The organism is Pseudomonas sp. NFIX49 (assembly GCF_900115915.1).
Classification (GTDB): domain Bacteria; phylum Pseudomonadota; class Gammaproteobacteria; order Pseudomonadales; family Pseudomonadaceae; genus Aquipseudomonas; species Aquipseudomonas pharyngis.
Map to the genome: position 1 here is coordinate 1 of NZ_FOYE01000011.1, position 19,624 is coordinate 19,624.

Genomic DNA, 19,624 nt, shown 5'->3' on the forward strand with positions numbered 1-19,624 from the left:
TTCGCCAGCGCCAACTGCTCCTCAAGCTCTTTGATTCTCTGCTCGGGAGTTAAGGGCAAAGTGGGCTCGTCCATCGGTCGGTTCCTTTGGGAACGAATGGAGGCGCCTTGGCTCCAGTCTTGCCGACCATGCTTGCGTAACCAAACCAACACCGTCGACCGACCCTGAATTCCGTAGCGCCGTTGAGCCTCTTTATAACTCAACTCGCCTTTTTCGACTTGGTCGACAACCGACAATTTAAAAGTCAGCGTGTAATCGCGTTGACTGCGTTTTGCGCCCGAATCCATTGCACCCTCCTGATAAGAAGCCAGAAGGTGTAAACCTTATTCAGGACGAGACACGGTGAATGAAAAAGCGCGGCTTTCAGGCCGCGCTTTTTTTTGCCTGAAAGATCGCCATCGCGAGCAGGCTCGCGATGGGATCAATGCGGGCACTGAAATTTGAAGACCTCTCAGCTAACCTCCAGTCACACTTTTGTCTTTAATCTTTCCTTAACTCCCCTGTTCAAGACTCTTGATCGTATTTCTCGATATTTCAAAGCGAAATTTTCCGCTTTAATTCGATAGATAACTCGCTAGTCTTGGTTCGCAGTTCTCACAGGATTTGGGCAATGCAGCTACGTAACTCTTCTTCGCGCTACGGTTGGGTCAGCATCTTCATGCACTGGGGTGTGGCGCTGGCGGTCTTCGGGCTGTTCGCGCTCGGTCTGTGGATGGTGGGGCTGGATTACTACAGCACCTGGCGCAAAGACGCGCCGGATCTGCACAAGAGCATCGGTCTGGTGCTGCTGGGTGTAATGGTGTTGCGAGTGTTGTGGCGCTTTGTCAGTCCACCGCCGCCAACGCTCCAGAGCTACAGCCGCATGACCCGCATCGGTGCGAAGTTCGGCCATGGGTTTCTTTACCTTGCTCTGTTCGCCGTGATGATTGCCGGTTACCTGATTTCCACCGCAGATGGTGTCGGGATCCCGGTGTTTGGCCTGTTTGAAGTTCCTGCACTGGTTTCCGGACTACCGGATCAGGCAGATACCGCCGGTGTGATTCATCTCTGGCTGGCGTGGGCGCTGGTAATTTTTTCCGGCCTTCATGCGTTGGCAGCATTGAAGCACCACTTTATCGATCGTGATGCGACCCTGACACGAATGCTGGGACGCAAAGCCTGATGTTCAACCTCGACTCCAAAGGAAAACAAAGCATGTTGAAAAAGACTCTGGCCGCTCTGGCAATCGGCTCTGCCGTCCTGTCCGCCAATGTGATGGCCGCTGACTACGTAGTCGACAAAGAAGGCCAGCACGCCTTCGTCGACTTCAAGATCAGCCACCTGGGCTACAGCTACATCACCGGTACCTTCAAGGACATCAGCGGCAAGTTCAGCTTCGATGCTGCCAAGCCTGAAGACAGCAAGATCGAGTTCGACGTGAAGACCGCCAGCGTGTTCACCAACCACGCCGAGCGTGACAAGCACATCTCCAGCAAAGACTTCCTGGACGTGGGCAAATACGCTGATGCCAAGTTCGTCTCCACCAGCGTCAAGTCCACCGGCAAGAACGCCGATGGCAAAGACACTGCCGACGTGACGGGTGACCTGACCCTGCACGGCGTGACCAAGCCGATCGTGGTCAAGGCCACTTTCCTGGGTGAAGGCAAGGATCCATGGGGCGGCTACCGTGCCGGCTTCGAAGGCACTACCAGCATCAAGCGTTCTGATTTCGGCAAGATGATGGACCTGGGTCCACAGTCTGACAAAGTCGACCTGTACATCTCGTTCGAAGGTGTCAAAGCGAAGTAATTTTCGCCGGCCATACAAAAACGCCCCCGGTCTTGCGATCGGGGGCGTTTTTAATTGCCTGCCGCCACTTTCGTTTCAGCGGCGCACAAAAAATGCCCCGGTTTTCAGGCCGGGGCATTTTTCATTGCAGTCGAAAACTCAGCGATTGCGGGTCAGCAAGGCCGGTTTTTCACCGCGTGGGCGGCTTGGCAGTTGATCCAGTTGCTCAGGCGTCGGGAAGCGGTCGGCTTTCGACTCCTTGTGCATGATCTTCGGCCCGCTGCTGCGCGGGTTCTGCACGGCCGGTTCAGCGCGTTGCTGATCGTCACGGGCCGGGCGGCGGTTGCGCGAGTTTTCGTCGCGACGACCCTGACCGTCACGCGGTGCACCGTTGCGTGGGCCACTGCGTTTGCCTGGCGGGGTGCCGGTGCTCGAGCCGTTGCTGTTGCGCGGGCCGTTCTGGCGACCTTGCGACTGACCGCCGCGGGGTGCGCCCGAACCTGCGCCTTGCGCCGGAGCGCCTGGACGACGGTTGCGACCACCGGTTGGAGCCTGCTTCGGCACGTAGTCGACGCGGTTACCGAAGTTATCGATATCGTCGTCGAGGAATTCGTCCGGAGCACGGTCAGCAGCGGCGCGTGGCGGCTGGCTTGGCTGGCGCTGTTCGCGGGCCGGAGTGCCTTCACGCGGCTTCTGTTGACGGGCTGGACGCTCGCCACGCTCACCGGCCGGTTTTTCCTTGCCCTTGCCCTTGTCTTTGCCTTTGTCTTTACGACCGCCGCCACCGCCGCCGCCATTCGGACCGTCACCGCGTGGGCCACGAGCATTGCGCGGGTTGCGCATGTCCGGACGTTCACGGGCTTCCGGCTTCTCGGCCTCGATGGTGCTGGCATCGAAGCCCATCAGGTCGCCGTCGGCGATTTTCTGCTTGGTCATGCGTTCGATGCTTTTCAGCAGTTTTTCTTCGTCCGGTGCGACCAGCGAGATCGCCTCGCCCGAACGACCGGCCCGGCCGGTACGGCCGATACGGTGCACGTAGTCTTCATCGACGTTCGGCAGTTCGAAGTTGACCACGTGTGGCAACTGGTCGATGTCCAGGCCACGGGCGGCGATGTCGGTGGCAACCAGGATGCGCACTTCACCGGCCTTGAAGTCGGCCAGGGCTTTGGTGCGGGCGTTCTGGCTCTTGTTGCCGTGGATCGCCACAGCCGGCAGGCCGTGTTTGTCCAGGTACTCGGCCAGACGGTTGGCGCCGTGCTTGGTGCGGGTGAACACCAGCACCTGTTCCCACGCGCCGGCGGTAATCAGGTGGGCCAGCAGCGCACGCTTGTGGCTGGCCGGCAGACGGAACACGCGTTGTTCGATGCGCTCGACCGTGGTGTTCGGCGGCGTCACTTCGATGCGTTCCGGGTTGTGCAGCAGTTTGCCGGCAAGATCGGTGATGTCTTTGGAGAAGGTCGCCGAGAACAGCAGGTTCTGGCGCTTGGCCGGCAGACGCGCGAGGACTTTCTTCACGTCATGGACGAAGCCCATGTCGAGCATGCGGTCGGCTTCGTCGAGCACGAGAATTTCGACGTGGGACAGATCGACGCTGCCCTGGCCGCACAGGTCGAGCAGACGACCGGGGCACGCCACCAGCACGTCAACGCCACGGGACATGGCCTGAACCTGCGGGTTCATGCCGACGCCGCCGAAGATGCACGCGCTGACGAATTTCAGGTCGCGGGCGTAGATCTTGAAACTGTCGTGAACCTGCGCCGCGAGTTCGCGGGTAGGGGTCAGCACGAGCACGCGCGGTTGGCGCGGGCCGTGACGCTGGGATTTGTCCGGGTGACCGTTGGGAAACAGCCGCTCCAGGATCGGAAGGGCGAAACCGCCGGTTTTACCAGTACCTGTCTGAGCCGCAACCATCAGGTCGCGACCTTGCAACACGGCGGGAATGGCCCGCTGTTGCACCGGAGTAGGCTCGGTATAGCCCGCATCTTCGATAGCGCGGACCAAAGCCTCGGAGAGACCGAGGGAAGCAAAGGACATGAGTAATCCTGTTTCAGTTAGGGCTTGGCCCAATGGGAGTCTTGCCTGGCGCGAATGGCGTTTAAGAGGACGCAATCCCGTCCGGTCCTGCTGCGGTTCCGAAGGCACGTCCGGAGCGCTCGCGCGGGCTGAAAAGCTGCGCTGTAGCGGGTCGGGAGGCCTGTTACGGTTCCGGGCGTCCGGGCGTGAGCCTGGCGGGAACGCCGGAGTATAACAGAGCAATCACTGCGCGCCGCTTTCCTGCTGCTCAACGGTTTTGCCGCTGGCGGTGGCGTTGCCCAGCGGTGCCGCCAGGGCGGGGGCCGCGCCGTAGCGAGCGCTGAGCTCGGCATAGGCCGGTTCGCGCTTGAAACGCTTGAGTTCGGCGCCGAAGCGCTGCACCAGCAAATCCATTCCGGCATTGCGTCGCACGGCCAGAAACTGGCTCTGGCGGCTGATGACCGTGGGGTTTTCAGTGATCTGGTTGCGGATATCCAATTCATCGAGCAAATGCTGGCCCACGCGGCGGTCGGTGATCAGCAGGTCGATACGCCCGCGCACCAGTTTGCCGAAATTGGCTTCGTGGGTCGGGGCCGGCTCGCGGGTGAACAGCGTCGATTCGCGAAAGTCGGGGCTGTACAGATAGCCCGGTGAGGTGCCGATGGTCAGGCCCTTGAGGTCTTCGAGGCTGCGAAAAGGGTGCGGGCGGTCGTTGGCGTAAAACATCACGAACTCGACGTCCGACAGCGGTTCGCTCGGATAGAGCAGGGTGGCGTCGCGTTCGTCGCTATGGAAGATGTCCAGCGCGCCGTCGGCCTGGCCGGTTTCGAGCATCGACAGGCAGCGTTTCCACGGCAGGAACTGCCATTCGACTTCGATGCCCAGGCGCTTGAACACGATGGCGGTGGTTTCGTAGTCGAGACCGAGGTTCTTGCCGTCTTGTTCATAGACGTACGGCGCCCACGGTTCGGTGACGATACGCAGCTTCTCGCCCCGAGCGGCAAAGCTCAGGCAAGCAAAAACCAGCACGGCGAATAACTGCGTGATCAAAGGCATGGCTTGAGATTACGACGAGAAACGGCAAAGAGCCAGAAACTGGCCGCAGAAGCTCTGTTTCGGGCGTTTAAAAGCAAAAGATCGCAGCGGCGAAAGCGCTGTAGGCACTGTCGTGGCTGCGATCTTCTGGTTCTGCGGTTACGTCTTTTTAGCGCGGCAGCTTCAGGTTGTTCCAGATCGCCAGGCTCGGTTCGGCCTGGTTCATGGAATAGAAGTGCAGGCCAGGCGCGCCGCCTTGCAGCAGGCGTTCGCACATTTCGGTGACGACCTGTTCGCCAAAACGCTGAATGCTCTGGCTGTCATCGCCGTAGGCTTCCAGCTGCTTGCGGATCCAGCGCGGGATTTCCGCACCGCAGGCATCGGAGAAACGCGCGAGTTTGCTGTAGTTGGTGATCGGCATGATCCCCGGCACGACCGGAATGTCCACGCCCAGCGCCTGCAAACGGTCGACAAAGTAGAAGTAGCTGTCGGCGTTGAAGAAGTACTGGGTGATCGCGCTGTCGGCGCCGGCACGGGCCTTGCGCACGAAGTTGGCCAGATCGTCTTCGTAGTTGCGCGCTTGCGGATGCATCTCCGGGTAGGCGGCGACTTCGATGTGGAAATGATTGCCGGTTTCTTCACGAATGAATTCAACCAGTTCATTGGCGTGACGCAGCTCGCCGCTGGTCATGCCCATGCCGGACGGCAGGTCACCGCGCAGGGCGACGATGCGCTTGATGCCGGCGGCCTTGTACTCGTTCAGCAGGCCGCGCAGGTCGTCCTTGCTGTCGCCGACGCACGACAGGTGCGGGGCGGCGGGGATTTTGACTTCGCTTTCCAGCTGCAGAACGGTGTTCAGCGTGCGGTCACGGGTCGAACCGCCAGCGCCGTAGGTGCAGGAAAAGAAGTCGGGGTTGTAAGTGGCCAACTGACGGGCAGTGGCGAGCAGTTTTTCATGCCCAGCATCGGTCTTGGTCGGGAAGAACTCGAAGCTGTAGCGACGGTCTTGGGACATGGAGGAAGCCTCCAGTTACGAGCGGCAAGCTACAAGCTGCGAGAGAAGCGGTGGTGCGCTGATCTATCGAGCGTGAAACCTGCTGCCTGAAACTGTTTTGAAATAGGGGCAGAGCTTTCAAGCTTCGTACGGCAAGTCCGGCTTTTGACCTTGCTTGCCGCTTGAAGCTTGAAGCTCGCAGCTGCTCTTATGCTCTTAGTAGCGGTAAGCGTGCGGCTTGAACGGGCCTTCGACGGTCACGCCGATGTAGTCAGCCTGTTGCTTGGTCAGTTGAGTGACCACGCCGCCGAAGCCGCGAACCATTTCCAGGGCCACTTCTTCGTCGAGTTTCTTCGGCAGTACTTCAACGGTCAGGCGCTCGGCTTTCTGGGCTGGCGACAGGTCGGCGTACTTCTGGCCGAACAGGAAGATCTGTGCCAGCACCTGGTTGGCGAACGAACCGTCCATGATGCGGCTCGGGTGACCGGTTGCGTTGCCCAGGTTCACCAGACGGCCTTCGGCCAGCAGGATCAGGTAGTCGTCGTTCTGTGGGTCGAACGAGCCAGCACCGGTACGGTGGATCTTGTGTACCTGTGGCTTCACTTCTTCCCATGCCCAGTTCTTGCGCATGAAAGCGGTGTCGATTTCGTTGTCGAAGTGACCGATGTTGCAGACAACGGCGCGCTTCTTCAGGGCTTTGAGCATGTTTGCATCGCAAACGTTGACGTTGCCGGTGGTGGTCACGATCAGGTCGATCTTGCCCAGCAGCGCTTTGTCGATGCTCGCTTCGGTGCCGTCGTTGATACCGTCGATGAACGGCGAAACCAGTTCGAAACCGTCCATGCAGGCTTGCATGGCGCAGATCGGGTCGACTTCGGAGACTTTGACGATCATGCCTTCCTGACGCAGGGACTGGGCCGAACCCTTGCCCACGTCACCGTAGCCGATGACCAGCGCTTGCTTGCCGGACAGCAGGTGGTCGGTACCGCGCTTGATGGCATCGTTCAGGCTGTGACGGCAGCCGTACTTGTTGTCGTTCTTGGACTTGGTCACCGAGTCGTTGACGTTGATGGCCGGGATTTTCAGCTCGCCCTTGGCCAGCATGTCCAGCAGACGGTGCACGCCGGTGGTGGTTTCTTCGGTCACGCCGTGGACGCGGTCCAGAACCTGTGGGTATTTCTTGTGCAACAGCTCGGTCAGGTCGCCGCCGTCGTCGAGGATCATGTTGGCGTCCCATGGCTGGCCATCTTTCAGGATGGTCTGCTCCAGGCACCACTCGTACTCTTCTTCAGTCTCGCCTTTCCAGGCGAAAACCGGGATGCCGGCAGCGGCGATGGAAGCAGCGGCCTGATCCTGAGTCGAGAAAATGTTGCAGGACGACCAGCGCACTTCGGCTCCCAGGGCAACCAGGGTTTCGATCAGCACGGCGGTCTGAATGGTCATGTGGATGCAGCCGAGGATTTTTGCGCCTTTCAAAGGCTGCTCGGAAGCGTACTTGCGGCGCAGACCCATCAGGGCCGGCATTTCCGATTCGGCGATGATGGTTTCGCGACGGCCCCAGGCAGCCAGGGACATGTCGGCAACTTTGTAATCGTTAAAATCTGCAGGCGTGATAACAGCGCTCATGAGAGCCTCCATTCGTAATGTATGCGAATGGGCGCCGTTGTGCGTTTAGTGTCCGGCCTGAGCCGGTCAACGCCCCATCCGAGCCTGACAGGTTGAACCTGCTGCAGCGCCCCTCGGACAGGTGGCGGGAAAACGGTATCAAGTGAAGGTTACCGTTTTGAAACGGGGGCGATTATAGCTTTCTTTGAGCTGCGAGTGGCAAGCCGCAAGCGACAAGTAACAGCGGCTCGGCTTTTAACTTGCAGCTCGTCGCTTGAAGCTTGAAGCTGGGGGCGTAACCCTATTGCACAAACAACTCGGAGGCCGCCCCCCCATGAATTTCCACACCCGCAAGTGGGTAAAACCCGAAGACCTCAACCCCAACGGCACCCTGTTCGGCGGCAGCCTGCTGCGCTGGATCGACGAGGAAGCGGCGATCTACGCCATCGTTCAACTGGGCAACCAGCGTGTGGTGACCAAGTACATTTCCGAAATCAACTTCGTCAGCGCCTCGCGCCAGGGCGACATCATCGAACTGGGCATCACCGCCACCGAGTTCGGCCGCACCTCGATCACCCTGACCTGCGAAGTGCGCAACAAGATCACCCGCAAGAGCATCCTGACCGTCGAGAAGATGGTCTTCGTCAACCTCGGCGAAGACGGCTTGCCGGCGCCGCACGGGCGGACCGAGATCAGGTATGTCAAAGACCAGTTCAAGGATGACGTGCCCGTTACCGAGTAATCGCGTCACACCGGCGAACGGAAGCCGAGCGGCGCGTGTCGTAGCCTTATGACCCCGCCACCGGTTTCCCGCCATGACCACACCAACAGACGGCAAGACCCCCGATCTCTCGGCCAAGGAACAGCACGAAGTCGAGAAAAACCAGCCGCCCCGGGCGGCGGTTCTGCATGAAATCATCCGCAAACAGGGCGACCAGGAACTGGAGCGCAGCATCGCCGCGCTGTGGTGGTCGGCGCTGGCGGCCGGGCTGACCATGGGCCTGTCGCTGATGGGCATGGGCCTGCTCAACTCGCGTCTGCCCGAGGGCGACGAATTCAAGGTGATCGCCAGCTTCGGCTACTGCGCAGGCTTTCTCGCGGTGATTCTCGCCCGCCAGCAACTGTTTACCGAAAATACCCTGACCGCCGTGCTGCCGGTGATGACCAAGCCGACCCTGGCCAATTTCGGCCGGTTGATCCGGCTCTGGACCGTGGTGCTGTTCGGCAACCTGTGCGGGACGATTCTGGTGGCGTACGTGATGCTCGAACTGCCGATCTTCGACAGCAAGACCGACGAGGCCTTCCTCGAAATCGGCCGCAAGGTCATGGAGAACCATGCGAGTCAGATGTTCGCCAAGGGCATCGTCTCGGGCTGGATGATCGCCACCATGGTCTGGATGATCCCGTCCATGGAAAGCGCGAAGATGTGGATCATCATCCTCATCACCTATCTGATGGCACTGGGCGATTTCACTCACATCGTGGTGGGGTCGGCGGAGGTGTCGTATCTGGTGTTTGCCGGCGAGTTGCCGTGGAGTGACTTCTGGGCGGTGTTTGCCGGGCCGACGCTGGCGGGAAACATCATCGGCGGCAGTTTCATCTTTGCCCTGATCAGTCATGCGCAGATCCGCAGCGAAAGCGGCGCGCCGAAAGAAACGGATGCGCCGAAGGAATCTGCGGATCAGGCCGAAAAGCCCGATCCGCAGCAGATCAAAAAATGATCAGTGGTGCGCCGGCTCGGCAGCGGTCACCGGCTCGTCGCGGGTTGCGTGCTTGACCAGTTTGCCGATGGTCAGGCCCTGCAACAGGATCGACGACAGCACCACGATGTAAGTGATGCTCAGCAGCAGATCGCGCTCCGGGCCCAGCGGCAGGGCCAGGGCCAGTGCCACCGAAACACCGCCGCGCAAACCACCCCAGGTCAGGATCCGGATGGTGCCGCGCGGCACCGTGCGCCAGCGCCGCAGCAAGACGATGGCCGGGGCCACGGTGAGCAGCCGCGACAGCAGAATCGCCAGCGCCAGCAGGCTTGCCGCCGCCACGTGCAGCCAGTTGAACGGCAGCAGCAACAGCTCCATCCCGATCAGCGCGAACAGCAACGCGTTGAGCATGTCGTCGAGCAACTCCCAGAAACCGTCCAGGTATTTGCGCGTCATGTCGTTCATCGCCAGGTTGCGACCGAGGTTGCCGATGATCAGACCGGCGACCACCATCGCAATCGGCGCCGACACGTGCAGCTCGGTGGCCATCGCCGAACCGCCGATCACCAGGGCCAGGGTCAGCATGACTTCGATCTGATGCTGCTCAATGCTTTTGATCATCAGGTACACCAGATAACCGATCAGCCCGCCGAACAGCACGCCACCGATGGCTTCATGGGCAAACAGCATGGCCGTGGCGCCGACAGTCGGGGTTTCGCCCAGTTGCGCGATGCCCAGCAGCACGGTGAACACCACCACGGCGGTGCCGTCGTTGAAAAGCGATTCGCCGACGATGGTGGTCTTCAGCGGTTTCGAGGCGTTGGCCGTACGCAGCACGCCGAGTACCGCGATCGGGTCGGTCGGGGAAATCAGCGCGCCGAACAACAGGCAGTAGAGGAAGCTCACGTGCCAGCCGAACAGGGCAAAAATGTAATAGGCGAGGCTGCCGATCACGGCGGTGGCGATCAGTACGCCGAAGGTCGCCAGCAGGCCGATGGGCCAGCGGTAACTGCGCAGGTCGTTGAGGTTCACGTGCAACGCACCGGCGAACAGCAGGAACGAGAGCATCCAGTTCATCAGCAGATCGCCGAAGTCGATCTGGCCGATCAGTTGCTGCACGCGCTCTTCCAGACCGGGGTAACCGAGCAGGCTCAAGCCTTGCAGCAACAGGGAAAACATCAGTGCGGTAACCATCACGCCGATGGTCGGGGGCAGGCCGATGAAGCGGAAATTCACGAAAGTGAGGAGGGTGGTGAGGCAGATGAAAGCGGCGACGAGTTCAAGCATCCGGGGTCCTTTGGATGGGGGTGGAAAGACAGCGCGCCCGTTCATGGACGCAAGGGTTGGATGGGCTGACGCCGGGTGGGGACACAATTGTGTCCCCCGGGAAAATCAGCCGGACACATTGACCGCAGCGACACCCCGACGTTGCAGGTAGATGAAAAACAGCGCCGTCAGCACGGTCAGCACGCCTACCAGCGCGCCGGTCCACGGCAGGTCCGCCAGGTCCGCGCCACTGGCCACCACCAGCCCGCCGATCCATGCGCCGGCGGCATTGCCGAGGTTGAAGGCGCTCTGGTTCAGGGTCGAGCCGAGGTTCGGTGCTTCGTGAGCCTGATCGATGATCAGCAGTTGCAGGATCGGGCACAGGGCGAAGGCAAAAATCCCCCACAGCACCAATGTGATTGCCGCCGGAACCACCGAGCGACTGGTCTGGCTGAACGCCGCCAGAATCACCACCACCGCCAGCGCGACACCCACCAATGACGGCAACAGACGACTGTCGGCCAGGCGTCCGCCGAGCATGCTGCCGCCGGTCAGGCCGACACCGAACAACAGCAGCATCACCGTCACGCCGTGGGGGCTGACGCCGGTGATGTCCTGCAAAATCGGCGCGATGTAGGTGAACACGCTGAACAGGCTGGTGGAGGCCAGCACGCTCATGCCCAGTGCCAGCAACACGTTGACCTTGCCCAGCACCTTGAACTCGCTGGCGAGGTTGGCCTTGTCCATCGGGATATGTTTCGGCAACCACAGCCATTGGGCGAGGGCGGCGATCACACCGATCACCGAGACCGCCCAGAAGGTCGAGCGCCAGCCGGCGTACTGGCCGAGCGCCGTGCCCAGCGGTACGCCGAGAACGTTGGCCAGGGTCAGGCCGGTGAACATCATGGCAATCGCCTGCGCCCGCTTGTTCGGTGCGACCAGCCCGGCGGCCACCACCGAACCGATGCCGAAGAACGCGCCGTGGCACAGCGCGGTGACCACTCGCGCCGCCATCAGCGTTGCGTAGTTAGGTGCCAGCGCGCACAGCACGTTGCCGAGGATGAACATCAGCGTCATGCCCAGCAGCGTGGCCTTGCGCGGCATGTTGGCGGTGCCGATCGCCAGAATTGGCGCACCGAACACCACCCCCAGGGCGTAGCCGGTGATCAACAGGCCGGCGTGGGGAATGCTCACCGCGAGGTCGCGGGCGACATCGGGCAGCAGGCCCATGATGACGAATTCAGTGGTGCCGATGCCGAAAGCGGCAACAGCGAGGGCAAGCAAAGCGAGTGGCATGCGCAAGGTCTCTGTCGGTAGTCTTGACGCTTTGATCAGGCATACGCAGGCCGGCGACCGGTCTCGGGCGAGAACGGGGCAGGCAGGAATTATTGGAATTTATCTGTGCGCAACTGAGTGCGGCGTGGTCGCTTGCAGTATAAACAGCTGCTGACACATCGCGAATCAATAATCTGACTAATTGGCTCAGGTTCAACAACAAGAACAAAGGAGTGGCACGTGCTGGCGACAGCTCTGGTGTTGGTGGCGGCGCTGTTGCACGCAGCGTGGAATACGTTGATCAAGTTCAGCGCCGAGCGGCTGCTGGTGGTGGCCTGCATGGACACCGTGGCGCTGTTGTTCGTGGCGCTGGCGATGCCTTTCATCAGCCTGCCGCCGCCGGAAATCTGGCCGTGGATTCTGGCGTCGGCGGCGTTCGAGCTGCTCTATCGCTATCTGTTGATCCAGGCCTATCGGGTCGGCGACCTGGGGCTGGTCTATCCGTTGATGCGCGGATTGTCGCCACTGGTGGTACTGGCGCTGACCCTGATCTTCGCCGGCGAAGTGCTGACCACCCAGCAAATCTTCGGAATCCTGTTGATCCCGCTGGGCATAGCTTGCCTGCTCTGGCAGGGCGGCGGCGGGAAACATTTGCCGTGGGCGATGCTGCCGGTGGTGGCGCTGATCGGCTTGTGCATCGGTTGCTACACCTACATCGACGGTCAGGCGTTGCGGCGCTGGTCGCATCCGCTGGATTACCTGGTCTGGGTCACGCTGCTCAGTGCCTGGCCGTTCCCGTTGCTGGCGTGGGTGGCCAAGCGGCCGGCGTTCAAGCTGTTCTGGCGCGAGCAATGGAAGCTGGGATTGGCGGTCGGGTTCTGCGTGTTGTTCAGCTACGCTCTGGTGCTGTGGGCGATGCAGTTGGGCTCGATTGCCGAAGCGGCGGCGTTGCGTGAAATCAGCGTGATCCTGGTGGTGCTGTTCGGCATGCGTTACCTGAAAGAACCTTTCGGCCGGCCGCGGCTCTTAGCCTGTGGGCTGGTGCTGATCGGTATGTTGGTGATGAAGTTCTGAGCGCCCGGCAACTCTAAAACTCGAAAGAAGGACGGTGTTATGACGGTGGCTTTGTGGTGTGTGTTGATCGCGATTTTTCTGCCCTATCTGTGCACCGTCGTGGCCAAGGCCTCGGGTGGTTTCAGACTGCGGGACAATCATGATCCCCGGGACTTTCTGGACAGCGTGGATGGCGTGGCGCGCCGTGCCCATGCGGCGCAACTGAACAGTTTTGAAGTGACCCCGGCGTTTGCGGCGGCGGTGATCGTCGCGCACCTGGTGGGCACGGCAGAGCTGGTGACGGTCAATGTGCTGGCGGTGCTGTTCATCACCAGTCGCCTGCTCTACATCATTTGCTATCTGGCGGACTGGGCGGCTTTGCGCTCGCTGGTCTGGTTTGTCGGGATGGTGCTGATTGCCAGCTTCTTCTTCGTTTCGATCTGAACCTGAAAAGATCGCAGGCTGACGAGGCCTGCGATCTTTTGCATTGTGCTTACGGCTTGTCGGCAACCTGCGGCACTTGCGGCAACGCCGCACCTTTCGGCCAGAGCATCCAGATCTGCCCTTGCTGCTTCATGTCGCCCGCCAGTTGCCCGGCGGCATCGCCGGTGCCCCAGAACAGATCCGCGCGAACCTCACCGGCAATCGCGCCGCCGGTGTCCTGAGCAGCCACCGGGCGCACCAGCGGCGTGCCGTCGGGGCGAGTGGTCGACAGCCACAACAGGCTGCCCAGCGGAATCACCTTGCGGTCCACAGCCGCGCTGTAACCGGCGGTCAACGGCACGTTCAGCGAGCCGCGCGGCCCTTCGTTGCTGTCCGGGTTGCGGGTGAAAAACACGTAGCTCGGGTTGCTCGCCAGCAGTTCCGGAATGCGCGACGGGTTGGCCTTGGCCCAGTTGCTGATCGCACTCATGGTCACTTCTTCTTTTTTCAGCTCGCCCTGTTCCACCAGCCAGCGGCCGATCGGTCGGTACGGGTGACCATTCTGGTCGGCGTAGGCGATGCGCAGTTGTCGGCCGTCATCGGTCTGAATTCGCCCCGACCCCTGAATCTGCAGGAATTGCAGGTTCATCGGGTCGGTCAGCCAGGCCACGACCGGCGCCTTGACGCCTTGGCTTTCGATGGTCGCCGCATCGTCGTAAGGCTTGAGCACGCGACCTTCGAGGCGGCCGCGCAGGCGCTTGCCTTTGAGTTCCGGGTAAATACTGTCCAGCGAGACAATGATCATGTCTTCGGGCACGCCATACACCGGCACGTTGGCGGTGGCGGTTTGCGTCAGGCTGCCGGGATAGACCGGTTCGTAGTAGCCGGTGATCAGGCCGTTGGGATTGTCGTTTTCGGCGCGCAGGCCGAACACGTCGAGGTTCTGCTTGAGGAAGGCGCGGATGTCGCCGGCACTTTGCGGGACATTGGCGGCGGCTGCACAGGTCGGGCCCCAGACCGGGTCAGCCTTGAGCCGGGTGCAGGCGCTGCGCCAGGAGCCGAAGCCGGCCACCAGATCGCTATCGGACACCGCCGGCAAGGCTTCCCAGGTGGCACTGGAATACGTGGCCAGGGCGTGGGTTTTCGGCTTGGCGCTGTCGCCACCGGTGCAGCCGGCGAGGATTGCCAGCAACGGGAGGGTCGCGATGAGCGGATGACGCCAGGCCTTGAAACGGCTGTTCATGGAGAATTTCCTGTGCCGGTTGCAGAAGTGCTCCATGCGCTCAAGCAACCCTTATTGTTAATAGGGCTATTGGTGTTTGGCGGTGACCCGAGGATACTGGCCGCCGATTTCCGTGACCTGAAGCCACCATGACTCTTAAAAGAATTTCTGTTGTATTGCTGGCCTGTCTGACCTTGTCCGCCTGTGGCGGTGTCGACCCGAATTCCCCGCTGGGCCAGCGCAAGGCGATCTTCAAGCAGATGCTCAAGACCGGCGAAGACTTGGGTGGCATGTTGCGTGGGCGCATCCCGTTCGACGGAGCGAAATTCGCCGAAGGCGCGGTCAAGCTCGATGCGTTGTCCCATGAGCCGTGGAAACATTTCCCGCAGGTGCGCGAAGAAGATCACACCAGCGCCAAGGACGATGTCTGGCAGAAACAGGCCCGCTTCCAGGAAATGGCCCGTACCCTTGAAGCGGCCACTGGTGAACTGGTGATCGCCAGCAAGGTTCAACCCTACAAGGCCAGTAACCTGGGGCCGGCGGTGCAGAAAGTCGAAGATGCCTGCAGTGCCTGCCATAAAGAGTTTCGCGACCACTGATGTTCAAGGGATCACAGCCTTTGGCCGTGATCCCCGGCTTTCTTACTTGTCGAGTTCGTCCAGCGCGTCCTGCAATTCCTTGCGCGATTCGGCGAGCTTGTTCTTGCGCTTGTCGATCTTCTCCGGATCGCCCTTCTTCATGGCCTTGTCCAGATCAGCCTGACGCCTGCTCACTTCGTGCTTGGCGTCGAGTACCTTGTTTTCCCGCTCTTTCTTCAGGCCGGCGTCGGTGCAGTGTTCGGTGACTTCGCGCAGGGCTGTTTCGAGGCCGGCCTGCTGGTCGGCATTGCCGCGGGACTTGGCCTGTTCGATCTGATTGATGATGCCCTGCTTCTTGGCAGCACAACCGGTCAGGCCCGGCGCGTCTTCGTCGGCCATCACGGGGGCGGCGAGGACTGCGCAGAAAGACAGCAGGGCGAGCGGTGCGAGAAATTTCATAAAAGCTCCATGTGCAAAGGCAATCGTATCGGTGAAGCACTGCGCTGTTGGAGCGCTCCGGCGGACTTGGGTTCCCGGCGGGCCGGGGATTGCGTGTTCAGAAGCCGTCGACGCCGGCGGCTTGCAAGGTTTCACTCAGGGCCAGTACCTGCGGGTCACGAAAAAAGGCGCTCAATTGCGCCGCGCGACCCGGGCCGATTCCGGCTTCTGCCTGCCATTGTTCGGTGTTGCGTTGTGCCAGCGCCTGCCATGAATCGGCAAGTGTTGCCTGACCGGTCGGTGGCAGCCCCAGGGCTTTGAGCCACTGCAGGAACGGCCGTTGGCGGGCGCTGTGAAAACTGTGCAGCAGGCGGGCGCTGCTGCGCTCGCCGAGACCGGCAATGTTAGCAAGCTCCGGCCCGTCGAGGGTCAACCAATCCAGCAGGCTGTTCAGGCGGCCTGTTTCCAGAAGTTTCTCCCAGGTGCCGCGACCGACATGGGGCAGGGCCAGTCCCTGCTTGCCGCTGAGCCAGGTCAGGCGGGCGAGGAACTGGCTTTCGCAGCCCGGCGTCGGTTGCCAGCAGCTCAGGGCGTGAAAGTCGCTGGCGAGCGGAACGTTCAGATCCACGCGTTCAGTGCTGCGCAGCACCACGCTGTCGAGGCGCGGAATCGTCAGCCCGGCCAGGCTGATTGCCACCTGATCGCCGGGGCGAATGTCCAGTTCCTGCCAGCGTCTGAGCGAACTGACGCTGACCCGTTTGATCTGCCGGTCATCGAGCATCACCGGCGACAGTTCAAGCACCGGCGTGATGCGCCCGGTGCGGCCGATCTTGAAATTTACTTTGCGCACATCGGCCAGCGCCTGGGCAAAAGGGTATTTCCAGGCGACAGCCCAATAGGGCGGACGAGCTTGCCAGCGCTCTGCCGGTGGCCGCAGGCTTTGGCGCAGAACCACTCCGTCCGTGGCAAATGGCAGTGGCGAGCGATACCAGTGATCGCGCCAGTGTTGCGCTTCGTTCAGGCTGGCGACGGCCTGGGTGTAGGGCTCCGTGGTGGGAAAACCGAACTGCGTCAGCGCCGCGATTCGCTCCGGCAAGTCCTTCGGCCCTTGCGGCCAGTCCCAGACAAACAGCCCGATGCCGGCGGCGTGTTCCGCGTCGAGATCCTTGCGCCCCAGCAGCCCGGCCACGGTGGCGCGGGCGTTGGCGCTGCCGGCACGTGCCTGTGTATGTCCGTTCAAACGCCAGTAGAGTTCGCCTTGCACCAGCATGTCCTGCGGTTGCGTCAGCTGTTGCGGAATGGCTCCGATCCTTTTTGCCGATACGGTCCAGTCCTGCCCGCGAACCCCATCCCCGCGACTGATCGCCTGATGCAGTCGGCCGTTGCGATAGATCAGGGTGACCGCCACGCCATCGACCTTGGGTTGTACCCAGACGTTTTGGCGGTCGCGCAGCCAGGTCGCGATGTCCGCCGCGTCGTGAAGCTTGTCCAGACCGGTGTGAGCGACCGGGTGCGCAACCGGGCCTGATGCGGTGCGCAACGGCTCGGGCGGTGAAGGAAGTTTGAAGCACTGGCGCCATTGGTTCAGGCGAAGGCGGGACTGATCGTAGAGCTCATCGGCGATTACCGAGCGACCTTCGCGATGATAGGCGTCGTCCCAGCGGTCGATCTGTTGTTGCAGGGCGGCGACTTCGCTCGAAGCCCGGGCGGCGGCCCAGTCGGGGCAGTCGGCAGCGAAGGTGTTGAGGTGGAAAAACGGCAGGAAAAACAAAAACAGGCGCAGTGTGGCAAGCATCGTGAGCGTCCTTGCTCAGAGAGATACCTGAAGGCTAGCCGGGATTTTGAAGCGGGCCGGGCGGCTGTTTTGCCGGTTGTTTCGCGGCCATGAAAAAGCCCCGCACGGCGAACCGTGCGGGGCTTCTTGTACCGCCAGGAAAATTACAGGCCGGCAGCGGAACGCAGAGCGTCGGCGCGGTCGGTTTTTTCCCAGGTGAACGTGGAGAAGGTGTCTTCGCCAACGGTCTTGGTCTGCGGAGCGCGGCCGAAGTGGCCGTAGGCTGCGGTTTCCTGGTACATCGGGTGCAGCAGGTCCAGCATGGTGGTGATCGCGTATGGACGCAGGTCGAACACTTCGCGGACCAGTTTGATGATCTTGTCATCGCTGATCTTGCCGGTGCCGAAGGTGTTCAGCGAGATCGAGGTAGGCTGGGCCACACCGATCGCGTAGGAAACCTGGATCTCGCAACGCTCGGCCAGGCCGGCAGCCACGATGTTCTTGGCAACATAACGGCCAGCGTAGGCAGCCGAACGGTCAACCTTGGATGGATCCTTGCCGGAGAACGCGCCGCCGCCGTGACGGGCCATGCCGCCGTAGCTGTCGACGATGATCTTGCGACCGGTCAGGCCGCAGTCACCTACCGGGCCGCCAATGATGAACTGGCCGGTCGGGTTGATGTGGAACTGGGTGTCCTTGCTCAGCAGTTCGGCAGGCAGCACGTGCTTGACGATCAGCTCCATCACGCCTTCGCGCAGGTCGTTGTACGACACTTCAGGGTTGTGCTGGGTCGACAGAACCACGGCGTCGATACCGACAACCTTGCCGCCTTCATAACGGCAGGTCACTTGCGACTTGGCGTCCGGACGCAGCCAAGGCAGCAGACCCGACTTGCGGGCTTCGGCCTGACGCTGCACCAACTGGTGCGAGAAGGTGATCGGTGCCGGCATCAGCACGTCGGTTTCGTTGCTGGCGTAGCCGAACATCAGGCCCTGGTCGCCGGCGCCCTGATCTTCAGGCTTGGCACGGTCAACACCCTGGTTGATGTCAGGGGACTGCTTGCCGATGATGTTCATCACGCCGCAGGTCGCGCCGTCGAAGCCGACGTCGGAGCTGGTGTAGCCGATGTCGCAAATCACGTCACGAACGATCTGCTCCAGGTCGACCCAGGCGCTAGTGGTCACTTCACCGGCAACGATGGCCACGCCAGTCTTGACCAGGGTTTCCACCGCAACGCGTGCGTGCTTGTCCTGGGCAATGATGGCGTCCAGCACTGCATCGGAAATCTGGTCGGCGATTTTGTCCGGATGTCCTTCAGACACGGACTCGGAGGTGAAGAGGGAGTATTCGCTCATCTCGATGTTTTCCTGAATTTACCGATGGTGAGTGTCGCCAGCCGGTCGCTGAAAATGGCGAACCTGGATCTGGAAACCATTACGTAAGCCTACATAGAGGCTTTCCCCGGGAACGAGTCCCGCAGCGGTGGCCCAACGGGCCAGATCGTCCTGTTCAAACCCCAACCACAGATCACCGCAGGCCTCCCTGGCCCAACTCTGGTTGTGGCTACATAACTCTGTCACGAGCAGGCTACCGCCCGGTTGCAGCAGGCTGGCCATGTGCTTGAGCGCTTCGGCCGGCGCGGCGAAATGGTGCAACACCATGTTCAACACCACGCAATCGGCCTGAAGGCTCACGCCATTCAATGCATCGGCCAATTGCAGGCTGACGTTAGCCAGCTGTTCACGTTCACATACCTGGCGAGCCAGTTCGAGCATCGCCGCGCTGTTGTCCAGTGCGGTTACGGTGTCGAAGCGACGCGCCAGTTCCGGCAGGAATGCACCATCGCCGGGGCCGACTTCAATGGCCGTGGCTGCGCCATCGAAATTCAGTTTGTCGAGCAGGGCCAGCACGCTTTCACGGTACTGCGGCAGGCCGGCAATCAAATCCTGCTGGGCGCGGAATTTCTCTGCAACCCTTGCGAAAAAGTCCTGGCTGTTGGCCGCGCGTTGCCCGTGAACCAGTGCGATCCGGGTTTCCACGTCGGCCGGCAGCGCCAGATTGTCGACTTCTTCTAACAATGCAGCGTGCAACTTGCCTCCCAGCAACTCGGTGTGGGGCAGGGCGCGGCGATAGAACACCGCATTGCCTTCGCGGCGAGTCGCCACCAGATCCGCCTGCGCCAGCACTTTAAGGTGATGGCTCATGCCGGACTGGCCGATACCGAAAATCTGCGCCAGTTCCAGTACGCCGAACGAGTCGTTGGCCAGGGCACGCAATACATTCAGCCGCAGCGGATCGCCGCCGGCCTTGCACAGGGCCGCCAGCTCGTCGCAATCGTCATGGCGAATGGAAGGCACGCGTAAGTTCATAGGGCTGGCAGTCTAGTGACGGCCCGGAAGCACCGCAAGGTCTATATCAAAAAGTTTTGATATTGCTCGATGGATGGCGCATTCGATTGCACTTCTCACTGCCCGGTCAACT

Annotated in this window: 19 protein-coding genes and 1 riboswitch; of the genes, 7 read left to right on the plus strand and 12 right to left on the minus strand. The window is 61.3% G+C overall.

The genetic code is table 11. The features are described from left to right. The coding region (locus BMZ46_RS27075) for a helix-turn-helix domain-containing protein (RefSeq protein WP_139184879.1) at nucleotides 1-287 on the minus strand (287 nt) is incomplete at its 3' end. 323 nt (nucleotides 288-610) lie between these two features. On the opposite strand from BMZ46_RS27075, the gene BMZ46_RS27080 reads away from it, so the two are divergent. Together BMZ46_RS27080 and BMZ46_RS27085 are read left to right on the plus strand one after the other, a co-directional pair. Then, entirely contained in the window at nucleotides 611-1,162 is a 552-nt protein-coding gene (locus BMZ46_RS27080; RefSeq protein ID WP_074692051.1) for a cytochrome b, read from the plus strand. 32 nt (nucleotides 1,163-1,194) lie between these two features. Continuing rightward, nucleotides 1,195-1,788: a YceI family protein gene (locus tag BMZ46_RS27085; protein ID WP_039768113.1), complete on the plus strand. Its 594-nt coding sequence runs from the start codon at nucleotides 1,195-1,197 to the stop codon at nucleotides 1,786-1,788. Nucleotides 1,789-1,926: 138 nt separating this feature from the next. Here the strand turns inward: BMZ46_RS27085 and BMZ46_RS27090 are convergent, their stop codons facing one another. From BMZ46_RS27090 to ahcY, 4 genes are all read right to left on the minus strand, one after another. Continuing rightward, the gene (locus tag BMZ46_RS27090) at nucleotides 1,927-3,801 is read right to left on the minus strand and encodes an RNA helicase RhlE2 (protein WP_074692054.1); all 1,875 of its coding nucleotides are present in this window, start codon (nucleotides 3,799-3,801) and stop codon (nucleotides 1,927-1,929) included. Nucleotides 3,802-4,023: 222 nt separating this feature from the next. Further along, nucleotides 4,024-4,836 carry a substrate-binding periplasmic protein gene (locus tag BMZ46_RS27095; protein WP_039767962.1) on the minus strand — a complete coding sequence of 271 codons (813 nt, stop codon included), beginning with the start codon at nucleotides 4,834-4,836 and terminating at the stop codon, nucleotides 4,024-4,026. A 148-nt stretch (nucleotides 4,837-4,984) separates the two neighbouring features. Next, a complete protein-coding gene (gene metF / locus BMZ46_RS27100) occupies nucleotides 4,985-5,830 on the minus strand; it encodes a methylenetetrahydrofolate reductase [NAD(P)H] (RefSeq protein WP_007959683.1) in 846 nt (281 codons plus the stop codon). A gap of 195 nt (nucleotides 5,831-6,025) precedes the next feature. Continuing rightward, on the minus strand, nucleotides 6,026-7,435 hold the full coding sequence (gene ahcY, locus BMZ46_RS27105; protein ID WP_039767963.1) for an adenosylhomocysteinase: 1,410 nt from the start codon (nucleotides 7,433-7,435) through the stop codon (nucleotides 6,026-6,028). A gap of 22 nt (nucleotides 7,436-7,457) precedes the next feature. Then, nucleotides 7,458-7,556, minus strand: a riboswitch (S-adenosyl-L-homocysteine riboswitch). A 192-nt stretch (nucleotides 7,557-7,748) separates the two neighbouring features. Between ahcY and BMZ46_RS27110 the strand changes: the two genes are divergently transcribed. Next, entirely contained in the window at nucleotides 7,749-8,156 is a 408-nt protein-coding gene (locus tag BMZ46_RS27110; protein WP_011336338.1) for an acyl-CoA thioesterase, read from the plus strand. A gap of 73 nt (nucleotides 8,157-8,229) precedes the next feature. Further along, on the plus strand, nucleotides 8,230-9,135 hold the full coding sequence (locus BMZ46_RS27115; protein ID WP_074692057.1) for a formate/nitrite transporter family protein: 906 nt from the start codon (nucleotides 8,230-8,232) through the stop codon (nucleotides 9,133-9,135). Here BMZ46_RS27115 and BMZ46_RS27120 read toward each other — a convergent pair whose 3' ends face one another. Both BMZ46_RS27120 and BMZ46_RS27125 read right to left on the minus strand, forming a co-directional pair. Beyond that, a complete protein-coding gene (locus BMZ46_RS27120) occupies nucleotides 9,136-10,401 on the minus strand; it encodes a cation:proton antiporter (protein ID WP_039767965.1) in 1,266 nt (421 codons plus the stop codon). Between the two features lie 105 nt (nucleotides 10,402-10,506). After that, nucleotides 10,507-11,676, minus strand: coding sequence for an MFS transporter (locus tag BMZ46_RS27125; RefSeq protein ID WP_007959692.1), 1,170 nt, complete (start codon nucleotides 11,674-11,676; stop codon nucleotides 10,507-10,509). A gap of 219 nt (nucleotides 11,677-11,895) precedes the next feature. Between BMZ46_RS27125 and BMZ46_RS27130 the strand changes: the two genes are divergently transcribed. Then, nucleotides 11,896-12,729 (plus strand): EamA family transporter, encoded by an 834-nt coding sequence (locus BMZ46_RS27130; RefSeq protein WP_074692060.1) that lies wholly within the window; start codon nucleotides 11,896-11,898, stop codon nucleotides 12,727-12,729. A 39-nt stretch (nucleotides 12,730-12,768) separates the two neighbouring features. Then, nucleotides 12,769-13,152 carry an MAPEG family protein gene (locus tag BMZ46_RS27135; protein WP_039767967.1) on the plus strand — a complete coding sequence of 128 codons (384 nt, stop codon included), beginning with the start codon at nucleotides 12,769-12,771 and terminating at the stop codon, nucleotides 13,150-13,152. Between the two features lie 49 nt (nucleotides 13,153-13,201). On the opposite strand, the gene BMZ46_RS27140 is transcribed toward BMZ46_RS27135, so the two are convergent. Then, complete coding sequence (locus tag BMZ46_RS27140) at nucleotides 13,202-14,374, minus strand: murein transglycosylase A (RefSeq protein ID WP_074692063.1); 1,173 nt, start codon at nucleotides 14,372-14,374, stop codon at nucleotides 13,202-13,204. Nucleotides 14,375-14,502: 128 nt separating this feature from the next. On the opposite strand from BMZ46_RS27140, the gene BMZ46_RS27145 reads away from it, so the two are divergent. Further along, nucleotides 14,503-14,952 (plus strand): c-type cytochrome, encoded by a 450-nt coding sequence (locus BMZ46_RS27145; protein WP_074692066.1) that lies wholly within the window; start codon nucleotides 14,503-14,505, stop codon nucleotides 14,950-14,952. 42 nt (nucleotides 14,953-14,994) lie between these two features. Here BMZ46_RS27145 and BMZ46_RS27150 read toward each other — a convergent pair whose 3' ends face one another. From BMZ46_RS27150 to BMZ46_RS27165, 4 genes are all read right to left on the minus strand, one after another. Continuing rightward, nucleotides 14,995-15,390: a DUF1090 domain-containing protein gene (locus BMZ46_RS27150; protein WP_039767970.1), complete on the minus strand. Its 396-nt coding sequence runs from the start codon at nucleotides 15,388-15,390 to the stop codon at nucleotides 14,995-14,997. 97 nt (nucleotides 15,391-15,487) lie between these two features. Further along, nucleotides 15,488-17,164 (minus strand): NAD-dependent DNA ligase LigB, encoded by a 1,677-nt coding sequence (gene ligB, locus BMZ46_RS27155; RefSeq protein ID WP_074692069.1) that lies wholly within the window; start codon nucleotides 17,162-17,164, stop codon nucleotides 15,488-15,490. A gap of 143 nt (nucleotides 17,165-17,307) precedes the next feature. Continuing rightward, complete coding sequence (gene metK, locus BMZ46_RS27160) at nucleotides 17,308-18,498, minus strand: methionine adenosyltransferase (RefSeq protein ID WP_011336330.1); 1,191 nt, start codon at nucleotides 18,496-18,498, stop codon at nucleotides 17,308-17,310. 18 nt (nucleotides 18,499-18,516) lie between these two features. Further along, a complete protein-coding gene (locus tag BMZ46_RS27165) occupies nucleotides 18,517-19,512 on the minus strand; it encodes an ArsR/SmtB family transcription factor (RefSeq protein ID WP_074692072.1) in 996 nt (331 codons plus the stop codon). Nucleotides 19,513-19,624: the final 112 nt, after the last annotated feature.

Excerpts from the sequence above, each read along its gene's own strand:
- BMZ46_RS27080 (WP_074692051.1), top strand. The coding sequence starts at position 611 with ATGCAGCTACGTAACTCTTCTTCGCGCTACGGTTGGGTCAGCATCTTC.
- metF (WP_007959683.1), bottom strand. The coding sequence starts at position 5,830 with ATGTCCCAAGACCGTCGCTACAGCTTCGAGTTCTTCCCGACCAAGACC.
- BMZ46_RS27125 (WP_007959692.1), bottom strand. The coding sequence starts at position 11,676 with ATGCCACTCGCTTTGCTTGCCCTCGCTGTTGCCGCTTTCGGCATCGGC.
- BMZ46_RS27110 (WP_011336338.1), top strand. The coding sequence starts at position 7,749 with ATGAATTTCCACACCCGCAAGTGGGTAAAACCCGAAGACCTCAACCCC.
- BMZ46_RS27140 (WP_074692063.1), bottom strand. The coding sequence starts at position 14,374 with ATGAACAGCCGTTTCAAGGCCTGGCGTCATCCGCTCATCGCGACCCTC.
- BMZ46_RS27115 (WP_074692057.1), top strand. The coding sequence starts at position 8,230 with ATGACCACACCAACAGACGGCAAGACCCCCGATCTCTCGGCCAAGGAA.
- ligB (WP_074692069.1), bottom strand. The coding sequence starts at position 17,164 with ATGCTTGCCACACTGCGCCTGTTTTTGTTTTTCCTGCCGTTTTTCCAC.
- BMZ46_RS27090 (WP_074692054.1), bottom strand. The coding sequence starts at position 3,801 with ATGTCCTTTGCTTCCCTCGGTCTCTCCGAGGCTTTGGTCCGCGCTATC.
- metK (WP_011336330.1), bottom strand. The coding sequence starts at position 18,498 with ATGAGCGAATACTCCCTCTTCACCTCCGAGTCCGTGTCTGAAGGACAT.
- BMZ46_RS27120 (WP_039767965.1), bottom strand. The coding sequence starts at position 10,401 with ATGCTTGAACTCGTCGCCGCTTTCATCTGCCTCACCACCCTCCTCACT.
- BMZ46_RS27085 (WP_039768113.1), top strand. The coding sequence starts at position 1,195 with ATGTTGAAAAAGACTCTGGCCGCTCTGGCAATCGGCTCTGCCGTCCTG.
- ahcY (WP_039767963.1), bottom strand. The coding sequence starts at position 7,435 with ATGAGCGCTGTTATCACGCCTGCAGATTTTAACGATTACAAAGTTGCC.
- BMZ46_RS27145 (WP_074692066.1), top strand. The coding sequence starts at position 14,503 with ATGACTCTTAAAAGAATTTCTGTTGTATTGCTGGCCTGTCTGACCTTG.
- BMZ46_RS27135 (WP_039767967.1), top strand. The coding sequence starts at position 12,769 with ATGACGGTGGCTTTGTGGTGTGTGTTGATCGCGATTTTTCTGCCCTAT.
- BMZ46_RS27165 (WP_074692072.1), bottom strand. The coding sequence starts at position 19,512 with ATGAACTTACGCGTGCCTTCCATTCGCCATGACGATTGCGACGAGCTG.
- BMZ46_RS27150 (WP_039767970.1), bottom strand. The coding sequence starts at position 15,390 with ATGAAATTTCTCGCACCGCTCGCCCTGCTGTCTTTCTGCGCAGTCCTC.
- BMZ46_RS27095 (WP_039767962.1), bottom strand. The coding sequence starts at position 4,836 with ATGCCTTTGATCACGCAGTTATTCGCCGTGCTGGTTTTTGCTTGCCTG.